The 13,422-nt window shown below is 65.0% G+C and carries 13 protein-coding genes; 12 read left to right on the top strand and 1 reads right to left on the bottom strand.

The features are described from left to right. Nucleotides 1-33: 33 nt before the first annotated feature. From ubiE to VGG51_07245, 8 genes are all read left to right on the top strand, one after another. Nucleotides 34-762 carry a bifunctional demethylmenaquinone methyltransferase/2-methoxy-6-polyprenyl-1,4-benzoquinol methylase UbiE gene (gene ubiE / locus VGG51_07280; protein ID HEY1882825.1) on the top strand — a complete coding sequence of 243 codons (729 nt, stop codon included), beginning with the start codon at nucleotides 34-36 and terminating at the stop codon, nucleotides 760-762. Then, entirely contained in the window at nucleotides 759-1,718 is a 960-nt protein-coding gene (locus VGG51_07275; protein ID HEY1882824.1) for a polyprenyl synthetase family protein, read from the top strand. Before ubiE ends, VGG51_07275 begins: the two co-directional genes overlap by 4 nt. Before the next feature lie 22 nt (nucleotides 1,719-1,740). Next, a complete protein-coding gene (locus VGG51_07270; protein HEY1882823.1) occupies nucleotides 1,741-2,043 on the top strand; it encodes a twin-arginine translocase TatA/TatE family subunit in 303 nt (100 codons plus the stop codon). 24 nt (nucleotides 2,044-2,067) lie between these two features. Beyond that, nucleotides 2,068-2,826 carry a twin-arginine translocase subunit TatC gene (gene tatC / locus VGG51_07265; protein HEY1882822.1) on the top strand — a complete coding sequence of 253 codons (759 nt, stop codon included), beginning with the start codon at nucleotides 2,068-2,070 and terminating at the stop codon, nucleotides 2,824-2,826. Continuing rightward, a complete protein-coding gene (locus VGG51_07260; protein HEY1882821.1) occupies nucleotides 2,823-4,166 on the top strand; it encodes a cytochrome c biogenesis protein ResB in 1,344 nt (447 codons plus the stop codon). The genes tatC and VGG51_07260 overlap by 4 nt, the downstream gene beginning before the upstream one ends. Continuing rightward, nucleotides 4,163-4,999 (top strand): c-type cytochrome biogenesis protein CcsB, encoded by an 837-nt coding sequence (gene ccsB / locus VGG51_07255; protein HEY1882820.1) that lies wholly within the window; start codon nucleotides 4,163-4,165, stop codon nucleotides 4,997-4,999. Before VGG51_07260 ends, ccsB begins: the two co-directional genes overlap by 4 nt. 150 nt (nucleotides 5,000-5,149) lie before the next feature. Beyond that, nucleotides 5,150-5,833: a ubiquinol-cytochrome c reductase iron-sulfur subunit gene (locus VGG51_07250; protein ID HEY1882819.1), complete on the top strand. Its 684-nt coding sequence runs from the start codon at nucleotides 5,150-5,152 to the stop codon at nucleotides 5,831-5,833. A gap of 10 nt (nucleotides 5,834-5,843) precedes the next feature. Next, nucleotides 5,844-7,367: a cytochrome b N-terminal domain-containing protein gene (locus tag VGG51_07245; GenBank protein HEY1882818.1), complete on the top strand. Its 1,524-nt coding sequence runs from the start codon at nucleotides 5,844-5,846 to the stop codon at nucleotides 7,365-7,367. A gap of 6 nt (nucleotides 7,368-7,373) precedes the next feature. Here VGG51_07245 and VGG51_07240 read toward each other — a convergent pair whose 3' ends face one another. Then, nucleotides 7,374-9,038 (bottom strand): glycosyltransferase family 39 protein, encoded by a 1,665-nt coding sequence (locus tag VGG51_07240; protein ID HEY1882817.1) that lies wholly within the window; start codon nucleotides 9,036-9,038, stop codon nucleotides 7,374-7,376. 50 nt (nucleotides 9,039-9,088) lie between these two features. On the opposite strand from VGG51_07240, the gene hemC reads away from it, so the two are divergent. From hemC to hemL, 4 genes are read left to right on the top strand one after another with little or no spacing between them, the layout of a single operon-like run. Beyond that, nucleotides 9,089-10,576 (top strand): hydroxymethylbilane synthase, encoded by a 1,488-nt coding sequence (hemC, locus tag VGG51_07235; protein ID HEY1882816.1) that lies wholly within the window; start codon nucleotides 9,089-9,091, stop codon nucleotides 10,574-10,576. Further along, nucleotides 10,573-11,541, top strand: a complete 969-nt coding sequence (gene hemB, locus VGG51_07230; protein ID HEY1882815.1) for a porphobilinogen synthase — start codon at nucleotides 10,573-10,575, stop codon at nucleotides 11,539-11,541. Before hemC ends, hemB begins: the two co-directional genes overlap by 4 nt. Further along, nucleotides 11,534-12,100, top strand: a complete 567-nt coding sequence (locus VGG51_07225; GenBank protein ID HEY1882814.1) for a molybdenum cofactor guanylyltransferase — start codon at nucleotides 11,534-11,536, stop codon at nucleotides 12,098-12,100. The genes hemB and VGG51_07225 overlap by 8 nt, the downstream gene beginning before the upstream one ends. Next, nucleotides 12,097-13,419, top strand: coding sequence for a glutamate-1-semialdehyde 2,1-aminomutase (gene hemL / locus VGG51_07220; protein HEY1882813.1), 1,323 nt, complete (start codon nucleotides 12,097-12,099; stop codon nucleotides 13,417-13,419). Before VGG51_07225 ends, hemL begins: the two co-directional genes overlap by 4 nt. Nucleotides 13,420-13,422 lie beyond the last annotated feature (3 nt).

Raw genomic sequence — 13,422 nt, 5'->3', positions numbered from 1 at the left:
GCGACGCGCCATTTGGAAGCAGCCGAAACGGCTATGAACTCCGCACCGACTCGAAATCACCCAGAAAGCGAGAAGGCGCTTTTCGTTCGCGAGATGTTCGCGCGGATCGCGCCCCGCTACGATCTCGCGAACCGAATGATGACCGCCGGCCTTGACGAACGCTGGCGCCGCCGGGCAATCCGGCTGCTCGGCCCCCCGCCGCGCGCGAAAATTCTCGATCTTTGCTGCGGTACGGGCGATCTCGTCTTTGGACTGCTGCGGAGCCAGCCTACGCTGGACGTAACGGGCATCGATTTCTGCAGCCCGATGCTCGAACGTGCTCGGGCTCGGGCCGTCAAAGGAGCGCGCGGCAAAGCGACCTTCGTCGAAGGCGACGTCATGACGATGCCGTTTGACGACGAATCCTTCGATGGCGCGACGATGGGCTTTTCGCTGCGCAACGTCGTCGACGTCGATGGCGCGCTCCGCGAGATCCGCCGCGTTCTGAGGCCGGGTGCACGCTTCGTGAACCTCGACGTGAGCAAGGCACCCAACAAAGGGGTCAAAAAGCTCTTCGATCTCTACTTTTACGGTGTCGTTCCCTGGCTGGGGGGACTCGTCGGCGGATCGCCTGAGGCCTATCGCTATCTGCCCAGCTCGCTGACGCATCATCCCAACGCGCCCGACCTGCGCGATCGCTTCACGCGCGCCGGATTTGCCGACGCCGGCTACCTCTCGCTGATGGGAGGTACCATCGCTATCCACTTTGGACGGCGCCCGTGACGCTCGTCGAGCCGTCGAGCACCTACGAGGATCTCGAGGCGCTCGTCGATCGCTTCTTCCGCGAACGCTTTACAACCGACAACCCGGTCATCACCGAAGCAATCAAACGGATGTTGGCTGCGGGCGGAAAGCGCCTTCGGCCGCGGCTCACGCTGCTGGCCGCCGCCGCCTGCGGGGGCGACCCCCTCGAACACCTGCACCTCGCCGCGTACATGGAGCTCATTCACGTGGCGACGTTGATCCACGACGACGTCGTCGACAACGCGCAGACCAGACGCGGCGTCAACGCCACCGCCGTCGACTACGGTAACCGGGTGAGCGTGCTCGCCGGCGACTATCTCTTTGCTTGGATCTTCAAAAACGTCACGTTCAAGTATCCTCATCCCGTGCCGCACGTGCTCTCGGCAACGCTGGCCGACATCTGCGACGGTGAAGTCCTCCAACTGCAAGCGCTCGGCAATCTCGACCTCGCGCTCGATACATACGTCGAAATCGCCCGCAAGAAGACGGCCTCGCTCTTTGCAGCCTCGGCCCAATGCGGAGCGATCCTGGGCGGCGGCGCTGCTTCGCAGGTCGAGGCCTTGCGCGAATTCGGCGAAAACCTGGGCATCGCGTTTCAAATGCGCGACGATCTGCTCGACGTCACCGCGGACGAGCGGTCGCTCGGCAAACCCGTGGGGAACGATCTGGTCGAGCGAAAGACCACCCTCCCGCTGATCGCGGCGCTTGCCGAAGGGAACGGCAGCTTCCGCAGCCTCGTCGACGGCTACTACGCAGGGGGAACGGCCGAGGCAATCCCTTCGATCGTCTACGGCATTGAGCGAGAGGGAGGCGTTCGCGCGACACGCGTTCAGATTGCTCGCTACGTCGAGCTCGCCAAGCGGGCGTTGGAGCCGATCGGCCCGACCGCAGCGAAAAAAGACCTGGCACAGCTTACCGACGCCCTCTTAGACTAGGGCGCAAAGGACTCGAACAGATATGACGCTACATCCGCTTCTCGCAATCATCGACGCGCCGATCATCATCGGAATCCTCGTCGTCGGAGCACTCCTCTTTGGTGCCGACAAGCTTCCCAAGCTCGCCCGCAGCGCCGGCCAAGCCAAAAAAGAATTCTTGATGGGGCAGGCCGAGGCCGACGAGGCCGCGGCCAAAGCACGCGAAGAAGCACGCATGCGAGCCGCTACGGCATCGGCCGACGTGATGGATAACGTCGAGATCGGCTCGTCGACCGGCGACGCCATCCCGCCGCCCACGCCCGGGCGGGGCACGCCGAGCTCGTAAAGCCGCAGCGCGTAGGAAGCCTCGTTGCCGCTCTTGGCCGAACGCGGCGCTGACGAAGCGCCGTGGGACCAAAAAGAGATGCCGATCACGGAGCACCTGCGGGAGCTCCGTAATCGTCTCTTGATCGCGATCGCCACCGTCGGCGCGATCGCGGTAGTGCTCTTCTGGCCGTCGCAGTACGTGATCCGCTGGATGATGCGCGAGTATTTCGGCGGGCTGCAGCTTCACGCGTTCGGCCCGGCGGACGTCATCTTCACCGAGTTCAAGTTCTCGATCGTCGGCGGAATCGTCCTCGGCCTTCCGTTGCTGCTGCAGCAGCTGTGGCTCTTCGTCGTGCCGGCCATTCATCCACGCACCCGCCGGATGGTCTACGCCTTCATTATTCCTTCGCTGCTGCTGGCGCTGCTCGGCTTGGCCTTTGCCCATTTCGTGGTGATTCCGCGCGTCGTCGCCGCGCTGCTGCACATCACCGACGCCGTCGCGACGCCGACCTTCGGCGTCGCCTCCACGCTGAACTTCGTCATCGTCCTGCTCGCGCTCTTCGCGATCATCTTCCAAACGCCGATCGTGCTGATCGGCCTGGCACGCCTGGGGATCGTCAGCGCGGCAACGCTCAAACACTACCGCCGTCACGCGCTCTTCGGCTTCTTTGTTGCCGGCGGCCTCGCGGCCCCGGACGGTAATCCGTTAACGATGGCGCTGCTGGCGCTGCCGATGTACGTGCTCTACGAGCTTTCGATCTGGATCATCGTTCCGCTCGAACGCCGCTGGAAAACGGCTTGACGGCAGCGCGCGCGCTGTACGCCGATTTCATCCGCACGTTCGGTAACGTGCTCTTTGCGGTCTCGCTTTTCGTCGTATGGGGCATCTTGACGCTCCTGGGAGTCGTCATCGATCAAGGACGAGAAGCGGGTGTTTACTTCGGCTCGTACGCCGCTCCGCTGGCGCGCGCGATCCTGCGCCTCAATCTCGACAACGTCTATCACTCGCCGTGGTATGTCGGCATCGTCGGGCTGATACTGCTCTCGCTTGCCGTCTGCACGTTCAAACGGGTAATACCCGCGCGCCTGCCGGCGCTTCGACCGGTCAAGATCGACAAGATCCCGCTTCACGCGGAGATCGACGCGGCGGCGCCGCCCGACGACGTGCGCGAGCGGCTCTCGGAGTACTTCGCCTCGCGCGGCTGGCGTGTGCGCCATCGTCTCTTCGAAGGTACGGAGTGGAGCTTCGCCGACAAGCACGACTGGGCGCGGCGAGGCGTCCTGGTCGCGCACGCGGGCTTCGTGATCATCGCCGCCGGAACGGCGCTCTACTGGGCGCGAGGTTTCTCCGGCGAGGTCGCGCTGCTCACCGGCGAGACCGCCGCGATTTCGCAGACCGGCGCCGTGCTGAAGCTCGACGATTTTGCCTACAAAATCGCGCCGACGCAGACGAAGAGCGGAATGGTATACCAGCCGGTCGACTACGTTTCACGCGTCACCGTCACCGGTAAAGACGGGGTCCCCAAGCATCTGACGGTGCGCGTCAACCATCCGATCGACGTCGACGACACGCTCTACTATCAGGCGAGCTACGGTTTCGGCATGCGCTTTCTCGTAACGCACAACGGCGTCGTCGACCGCGACACCTCCGGACGCACGCTTCAAGAAGGCGATTCGCTCTCGCTTCCCGGCTCGCAGCGAAGCTTTTCGTACGAACGCTTCGTGCCGACCGTCGACAAGCAGAGCGGCATGCCCACGGCCGACCCGCGCGTCAACGATCCGGCGGTCGTGCTCTCGGTCTCGCAGTCGGGCAGCACCCTCGGCGAGGCACTCGTGCCGCTGGGCACCTGGATCGACCTGGGCGGCGGATGGCGGCTCGTACCGAAGAAATACGTCCTCTATAGCGGCTTCCAATACCGCCACGATCCGGGCGTTCCGCTGGTCGGTATCGGCGCCTTCGTGCTGCTCGCGGGACTGGTGATCTCGTTCTATTTTCTGCCCGCCCGGCTGTACGTTCGAGTGGACGGGCGCGGCACGGGCGCGTCGTGCGTCGGCCTGGCAGCCACAACCGTCAAGGGGTACGACGTTTTCGAAAGCGAGTTCGGGCGTTTGGTGGTAGCGTTGAAGGCAGCCGGCTTATGAATTTTGCTTGGGACGAAATCCTCATCGCGGTAGCGCTCGGCTCGTACACGCTCGGCGCGCTTGCGCTGATCATCTATTTCTTTTCACAAGAGGAATGGTTTGCGCGAGCCGGCATTCCGCTCGCGATCCTCGGCTGCTTCGCGCAGTTCGCGCAGCTGGCGGTCCGGTTCGAGACCACCGGCGTCTGGCCGCTGCTCAACCTCTACGGTTCGCTGTCGCTCTTCGCGGCGATGTCGGTGGCGATCTTCATCGGCTTTGCGTTTCGCTACCGCCTTTGGTTTGCCGGCGGCTTCGTGCTCGCGCTGGCGGCGATCTTTCTCGCCTACGGCGTTACCTGGTACGAGGGGACGATGCCGCCGGTTCCCTCACTCCAATCGTACTGGGCAAAAATCCACGTGCCGATCGTCGTATCGTCGTACGCCGCGTTCCTGGTTGCGTTCGTTTTCTCGTGCATCTACCTGCTCAAGTTCTACGCGCAGGGAACGAAGTCGGCAGCGGTCGCACGCTGGCTGGGCGCGCTTCCCAGCCTGCCGGCACTTGACGTGATCGTCTATCGCGCCGTTGCCATCGGCCTGCCGCTGATATCGGTCGGCATCATCACCGGCGCCATGTGGGCACACGAGGCGTGGGGTGCGTACTGGCAGTGGGACCCAAAGGAGACGGCGGCGCTCTTTTCCTGGATCGTCTACCTCGCGTACATGCATCTCCACACCCGGCACGCGTGGCGGGGGCTGCGGACGAGTTGGGTGAGCGTCCTCGGCTTCGTTTCGATCATCTTCTGCTATCTCGGCGTGAACATCTGGATCTCGGGTTTACACAGCTACAAGGTGTGAGGGCCGCCGCCCCGGCAAACGACGGGCGTCCCGGATTCGTCCCGTGGGCGGGCCAGAGTCCGAGTTTCGTCCTGGCGCAAGCCGAGAGGTCAGGCTTACACTAAGCCCAAATGAGCCTGCGACCCGTACCTGCTGCTGGAGAGAACGATTGTGTCTGACTCGAACGCCGGCGCCCCGCACGACGCCGGCCTGACGCCGGCAGGCGCACACGACTCGCCGGCGCAAACGCCCGAGGAAGTTAGCCGGCGAACGTTCATGGCCAACGCCACGCTGACGATCGGCGGGATCGTCGGACTCGTGCTCGCCGTTCCGATCGTCGGGTCGCTGCTCCCGCCCAAGAATGCCGCCGCCGGCACCTGGTCGCCGCTGAGCGCGCAAGAGCTCGATGCGTTGCGGAAGGCTACGGAAAAGCCCGTCAAGCTGACGTTCACGATGAAGTATAAGGACGGCTACCTGCCGGAGCAGGCCGCCGACGAGTACGCGTGGGGCATCAAGATCGACCTCGACAAGTTCCGGGCCGCGCGGCCCGACATCTTCAACGTTCCGGGTCCGGACGGCGACCTGACCTACGCTCCCGTCAGCATGGGCTTCGTGGTCTTCAGCCCGATCTGTCCGCACTTGGGCTGCTACTACAACTGGAGCGACGCACAGAACCGCTTCATGTGCCCGTGTCACGGGTCGCAATACACGTTCGACGGCACGCACATCGCCGGGCCGGCGCCGCGCGGTCTCGACCCGCTCCCGCTGCGCTCCCAAAACGGCGCGGCCGAGGTAACCTGGATCGTGTATCAGTCGAACACCCCGCAACGCATCGTCGTCTCCTACCAAGCATAGGTAATCGCTGATGCTCAACTGGATCGAAAAGCGCACTGGATTCGTCTCGATGGCCAAGGAGTTCCTCACCGAGGACGTCCCGGGCGGCGCGAGCTATTGGTACGTTTTCGGAAGCGCGACGCTCTTCGCGATGATCGTGCAGATCGTCACGGGGATATTCCTGACGTTTTTCTACGCACCGTCGGCTGCGACGGCCTGGGAATCGACGCGCGCGATCTATCTCAATCCGTACACGCACTTCCTTCTATCGGTGCACTACTGGGGCGCGTCGGCGATGATCGCCCTGGTCTTCCTGCACTTGCTGCAAGTCTTGATTTTCGGCGCGTATAAGTCGCCGCGCGAACTGCAGTGGGTCGTCGGCGTTCTGCTGCTGCTGGTTACGCTGGTGCTCGGCCTCACCGGCTATCTTCTGCCCTGGGACATGGACGCATATTTCGCGTCGCAGGTATCGCTCAATATAACCGGCCTCGCTCCGATGGCCGGTCCGATGATTCAGCACATCGCGCAGGGCGGCGGCGGAATGGGCACGGAGACGATCAACCGCTTCTTCGGGCTTCACGTCTGGCTGATGCCGGCCGTGCTCGTCCTGCTTGTCGGCGCGCACCTGGCGATCTTCCGCCATAACGGTTCGGCGGGCCCCGTCGTCGAGGATCGCCGTACGTTGCGCCCCGGGCGGTTCTGGCCCGATCAGTTCTTCATGGACGGCGCGTTCTCGTTCATCGTCTTCATCATCATCTGCTTCCTCTCGTTCGCGTTCCCGCCGTATCTCGACGCGAAGGCCGATCCGACGAAGTTTTTCGTACCGTATCCGGCTTGGTATTTTCTCTCGCTCTTCGGGTTATTGGCGCTCGTGCCGGCGGAAATTCATCTCGGGCCGCTGTCGATCGGCACCGAGCTGATCGCGACGATCATCGTCCCAACATTATTCCTCGTGGTGGTTCTACTGCTGCCGTGGCTCGATCGCACCCGCACGCGAAGCTTTGCAGGGCGCACGGGCCTCTTATGGTCGACGGCGATCGTCGTCTTTGGGATAATCGGGCTCACGATCTACGGGCAAGTTACGACGATGGCCAAACAGGCGGCGGCCCCGGCGTCACCACCCGAATCGGTCGTGCTGAGCGAGGCTGCGGCGGCGACGCTCCCGGGCTCTCCCGGCACGGCAACGGCAGCGAATTCGGGCACGGGCGGCTCCGCGGCCGGCGGCGTCGCCAACGCCAACGGCTCGAAGGTTTTCTCTGCGAACTGCGCGACCTGTCACGGCGCGCAAGGGCAAGGTACGCCGGGAGCGTTTCCGCCGCTCGCCAACAATCCCGTCGTAACCGGCGATGCGAAAACCGTCATCGGGATCGTGCTCAACGGCCTGCACGGCCAGATCTCCATCGCCGGCATGACGTACAACGGACAGATGCCCGCGTGGAAGGGTCAGCTTTCGAATAAGGACATCGCCGACGTCATCACCTACATTCGCGGCAGCCTCGGAAACAATAAAGCCTCGGCGGTAACGCAAGCGCAGGTCAGCAGCTACAAACCATAGCGGCTCCTACATATCGCACGGCGGCCCTTCGTAGAGTACGAGGGCGGCTTTGCGGTCGACCGTGATCAACCGCCGAATCCTCCCATACGTCGGCTCCTGCGCGCCGTTTGCGGGCACGATCACCCAGGCGCGCTTTGCCGTGCAGATCACGCTGCGAGGCGCGATGCCGTCGCTCTGCGGATCGCCGTCGGAGGGCGGCGCGAGGGCGACTACGACCGGACGAGTGTAGAAGAGCAGCGCGTTTCCGCCCGAGACTCCTTGGATCGCAACGACGTCCCCAGGCCGGCGCTGCGCCTCAATCATGGCCGCCAGCCGCGGCACGGGCTTGAACGCCTCGGCGTGCGGCAGCACCGTCATTGCGAGCACGTCGGTGGCGACGATCGCCGCCAGCGCGAGTGCATACGGTGCGGCATTGACCGTTGAGCGGCGGGCGACCAAAAACGCCGTGAGCAGCGATCCGGCAAAGATCGCAACCGCCATCGCAAGCATCGGCGGAACGGCGATCGCGATTTCGGCCGTCAAGCGATTGTTGCGCATGAAGAGCCAGATTGCAAAAGCGAGCGCGCCGATCGTAATCGGCACGGTTGCCGCCGAGAAAACCGCCGAACGCGTGCCGCCACGCCGCACGACGGCTTCGAAATACAGCGCCGTCAGTATGGCGAGCGCCGGGAACTCGAGCGCGATGTAGTTTGGCAGCTTCGTGCTCGCGAAGCTAAAAAAGAGCAGCGGCATCACGCCCCATGCAAACGCGAGGCGAACCAGGCGCGCGGTCGCAGCGTGCTCGAGCACGTCCGCCCGCAAAGCGCGTACCCCGTACGCGAAGGCCATCGGCAGAAATGCGATCCACGGAAAGAAGCCGAGGATGATGACCGGCACGTAGTACCAGATCGGGCCCGACTGATTCTCGACGACGCCGGTGTAGCGCCCGATCGTATACTCGCCGATCAGTTTTTGCAGCGGGGCGAGGTGATAGTGTGCGACCAGCGCGATGGGCCAAGGTGCAGCGACGACGAGAAACGCGGCCAGTCCGGCGATCCACGCTCGCGCCGAGGGCGGTCGCATCGGCTCGATCCGGCGGTTCCAGAGAAAGAACGGCACGATGACCAGTAGCGCGACGACCGGCGCGACGGGGCCTTTGGCAAGGAATCCGAAGCCCGCCGCGATCCAGCCGAAGATCGCATAGCGGTCTCGCCCGGTCTCGAGCGCGCGAAACCACCAAAAGATCGTCATTGCAACCGTGAGGTCGAGCAGGGCATCCATGATCGCCAGCCGGCCGATCACGGCCTGCATCAAGCTCGTTGCGAGGATCACCGCCGCGTAGATGCCGACGCGCGATCCCGCCTGGCGCGCGACGGCGTAGCCGGTGAAGGCACAGAGCGCGATCGTGGCCAGCGCCGAGGGTAAGCGCAGTGCGAAGGGCGTCGGTCCGGTGAAGAGCGAGAAAATGGCGCCTAACCAAAAATAGAGCGGCGGCTGCACGAAGTACGGCACGTTGTTGAGGTGCATGACGACCCAGTCGTGCGTCAGCAGAATTTCTTTCGCGACTTCACCGTACGCCGTCTCGCTGTTGTCCCAGAGCGTGCCCACGCCTAAACCCGGCAGGGTCGTCAACGCGGCAACCACCGCACCCGCGACGGCCGCGCGAACGGCTCCGTCGGCGCTTGCTCTCATGACCAAAGGCGGTTTTTGGCTGCCGGACGCTGAAGCCTTCGTGCGCCCATATGTTACCGATTTCCCTGCGCTCCCATGGCCGCCGAGCGCTAATCGTCGGCGGAGGAAACGTCGCCGCGCGCAAAGCGGAATCGCTCGCAGCGGCGGGCTTCCCGATCGCGGTCGTTGCGGAGCGCATCGGCGATCGTCTGCGCGATCTTCTGCGCGAGTGCGGCGGAACGTTTGCCCAGCGGGCCTACGATTCGAACGATCTGCACGGCGCGTCGCTCGTCGTCGCCGCGACCGACGACACGGCCGTGAACGCGCAGGTCGTCGACGACGCGCGCGCCGCCAACGTTCTTGCCTGCGACGCTTCGATGCCCGAACGCGGCGACTTCACGATGCCGGCGGTTCTGCGGGTGGGAGAGTTGACGATCAGCGCCGATTCCTCGGGCGCGTCGCCGGCGTTTTCCAAACGAATCGTTCGGGAGCTTTCCGCTCATTTCGGTCCGGAGTACGGCCTCGCCCTCGAGACGCTGCGCCGAATGCGCGGCGCGATCAAGGAACTCTTCCCGCGAGACGAAGGCGCAGAGATCCTGCGCGAACTCGCGCAGCAGCCGGTGGAGGAGCTTGCGCGCATGCCGGACCGAAGCGCGATATGCGCCTCGCGGCGCAGCCGGCTGGCGACCGTCCAGAGCCGCAGCGTCGCCGCGCGTTTGGCAGAACGCGGCATCGCCACGACGCTCCTGGGTATCACGACCAGCGGCGATCGCGACCAGCTTCGTTCGATCGATCGGATCGGCAGCGTCAACGTCTTCGTAACCGAGGTCGAGAACGCGCTGCGCGACGGGCGCGCGGACTACGCAGTCCACTCCTGTAAAGATCTTCCGAGTACGCTTGCCGCCGATCTGCGGATCGCCGCGGTTTCGCTGCGCGAGGACCCGCGCGATGCGTTCTGCAGCGAGCATTATGCAGGTCTCGACGAACTGCCGGCGGGGGCCGTCGTGGGGACCTCGAGCCCGCGGCGGCGCACGCAGCTGCTCGGGCTTCGCCCGGATCTGCGGTACGAGACGCTGCGCGGCAACGTCGATACGCGACTGCGCAAACTGCGCGACGGCGAGTACGACGCCATCGTGCTGGCGATGGCGGGGCTGAACCGTCTTGGGCAGGGTGCGAGCCACGTCGTTCCGTTTGAGCTCGAGCAGATGGTACCGGCGGTCGGCCAAGGCGCGCTCGCCGTCGAGACCCGAGCCGGCAATGAGGAAATTGCGGCATTACTGCGCGCCGCCGTCAACGATGCGCCCACCGAGCTGTGCGTGCAATGCGAGCGAGCTGCGCTCGCGGCGATGCACGCCGGGTGCAGCGCGCCGATCGGCATCCACGCTCGCCTCGCCGGCAGCGACATGGTCGTCATGGGAGCAGCCGAGGCCGAGCCGGGAAATCTCGTGCGTGCGAGCGTACAGGGTCGCGTGACGAAGATGGAGGAGGCGCACGCATTGGGCACCGCGCTCGCGGCCGCGCTATCGAATCGCGCGACGGCCGCCGGAGCACGGCGGTGATCGTGGTTCGTCCGCGGCGGCTCCGCCGCAGCGCGGTGATGCGAGCGCTGGTTCGCGAGAACCGCGTCAGCCTCGATCAGCTCGTGCAGCCGGTCTTCGTCGTAGAGCGTCCCGAAGACGTGGGGCCGATCGCCGCGATGCCGGGGATATCACGCCTGAGCGTCGACGCCGCCGTCGCCGAGGCCCGCGAGCTCTTTAGTTTGGGCATCAAGAGCCTGCTTATCTTCGGCATTCCCGCCCGTAAGGATGCGGTTGCGTCGAGCGCCTACGATCCCCAGGGCGTCGTGCAGCGTGCTATTCGGAGGATCAGGGCCGAGCTGCCGGAGATGCTGCTGATCGCCGACCTGTGCGGCTGCGAGTACACCGATCACGGCCACTGCGGCATCCTCGATCCCAGCGGCGACGTCGACAACGACTCGACGCTCGAGCTGCTCTGCCGGATCGCGCTTACGTATGCGCAGGCCGGCGTCGACGTCGTCGCGCCGTCCGATATGATGGACGGTCGCGTGAAGGCACTCCGCACCGCGCTCGACGCGCAAGGGCACGCCGGCGTCGCGATCATGGCCTACAGCGCAAAATACGCCTCGGCTTTTTACGGACCGTTTCGCGAAGCGGCCGGCTCGGCTCCGCAGCACGGAGACCGGCGCACCTACCAGATGGACGCGCCCAACGCGCGCGAGGCGCTGCGCGAAATCGCGCTCGACATCGCCGAGGGGGCGGACATCGTCATGATCAAGCCAGGGCTTCCATATCTCGATGTCGTTCGTTGCGCGCGCGACCGGTTCGACGTGCCGATCGCGGTGTACAACGTCAGCGGCGAGTATGCAATGCTCGCGGCGGCGATCGCCAACGGCTGGCTCGAGGCCGAGCGGGCCGTCGACGAAGTGCTCACCTCCTTCGTTCGGGCCGGTGCCGATATCGTGATTACCTACTTTGCTAAGGCATACGCCCGCCGTCATGGCTGATGCGATCGTCCTGCTAGCGGGCGGCAGCGCGCGGCGCTTTCCAGGCAAGCTGGAACACGAGACCGGCGGCCGGCCGATGATCCTGCGGATTTTTGCGCGGTTGCGCGAGCTGCGGATTCCCATCTACATCGCCGGAAAGTCAAGCTTCTCGCCGCCGATCGACGCGCAACTCGATGCACCGCTGCTCGTCGATCGCGCGCCGGCGCAGGGACCCTCATCCGCCTTTTACTCGGCGTGCGCGGCGATTCGCGCCGACCGTCTCTTTGCGATCGCCGCGGATCAGCCGCAGCTCGAATCTCGCGCTCTGGCTGAAGTATCGGCATCGTGGCGTGCCGGCGACGAAGCCGTCGTGCCCGAACACGACGGGCGGCTCGAGCCGCTTGCGGCCCTCTACGATCGTTACGCGGTTCTGCGCGAAGGTGCGGCGCTTCGCCGGCATGGGCGCGCGGCGATGCACGATTTGCTCGCGCGCCTTGCGGTACGAATACTCCCCGCCGACGGAAGGTATTTCGTGAACGTCAATCGGCCCGACGATCTCACCGCGGTGGTGACGACGTGAAGCTCGAACGCTCGATCGCCGCGTTTGCCCGGGCGCGAAAGGTCATTGCGGGCGGCGTCAACTCGCCGGTTCGCGCACTCGGATCGGTCGGTCTCTCGCCCGTCTTCATGAAGAGCGGTGCCGGAGCGACGCTCTACGACTTGGACGGCCACGAGTACCTCGACTACATCATGTCGTGGGGAGCGTTACTCTTCGGCCACGCACATCCGGCCGTCACGCGTGCGATCTCCAATGCGGCGGCGCGGGGAACGTCGTTCGGTACGCCAACCGAGGCGGAGAGCGAACTCGCCGAGCTGATCGTGTCGATGATGCCCTCGATCGAACGCCTTCGCTTCGTATCGAGCGGAACCGAAGCGACGCTGAGCGCGGTTCGCTTAGCGCGCGGCTACACCGGGCGCGCGAAGATCGTGAAGTTTGCGGGCTGCTATCACGGCCACGCCGACTCGTTTTTGATCGCCGCCGGATCGGGCGCGCTGACAGCCGGCGTTCCCAACTCGCCAGGCGTCACCGAAGGCACCGCGGCCGACACGGTCGTGCTGCCGTTCAATGACGCCGAGGCCGTGGAGCAAGCCTTCACGCTCCATGAAGGCGCGATCGCGACGGTAATCGTCGAGCCGTATCCGGGGAACATGGGCCTGATCTTGCCTCGCGCCGGCTTTTTAAAGCGCCTTCGCCGGCTCTGTACGCAGCACGGCGCGGTGCTAATCTTCGATGAAGTAATGAGCGGCTTTCGCGTCGGCCGCGGCGGCGCTCAGCTCCGCGAGGGGGTCGAGCCCGATCTCACCTCGCTGGGCAAGGTGATTGGCGGCGGCCTCCCGGTGGGAGCCTTTGGAGGTCGCGCGGAGATTATGGCGAGGCTGGTGCCTGAGGGGCCCGTCTACCAGGCCGGCACGCTCTCGGGCAACCCGGTGGCCATGGCCGCCGGCATCGCAACGCTCGGCCTCATTGCCGGGGAGCCGAGGCTCTACGAAGAGCTCGAGTCGCTCGCGACCCGAATGACCGACGGGCTTGCGGCGAGTTTCAAAGGCCACGGAGTGCCGATTTACACGACGCGCGCCGGCGGAATGTTCGGAGTGTTTTTCTCTGGCGGACCCGTGGAGGATCTCACCGGTGCCCAAGCCTGCGACCGCCCGCTCTTTTCGCGCTACTACGCAGCGATGCTCGATCGCGGCGTCTACTTCGCGCCCTCGCCCTACGAAGCAAACTTTCTCTCGACAGCTCATACGGCCATCGATATCGATCTGACGATCGCCGCGAGCGACGCCGCGCTGAGCGAGGTGCTCGAAATGCCCTTGTCGAGCAGCGTCCCGGGGCCGTAGGAT

It is taken from the genome of Candidatus Cybelea sp. (assembly GCA_036489315.1).
Taxonomy (GTDB): Bacteria; Vulcanimicrobiota; Vulcanimicrobiia; order Vulcanimicrobiales; family Vulcanimicrobiaceae; genus Cybelea.
Note: the sequence above shows the minus strand (reverse complement) of the source record. Positions and strands in the feature narration are given on the sequence as shown.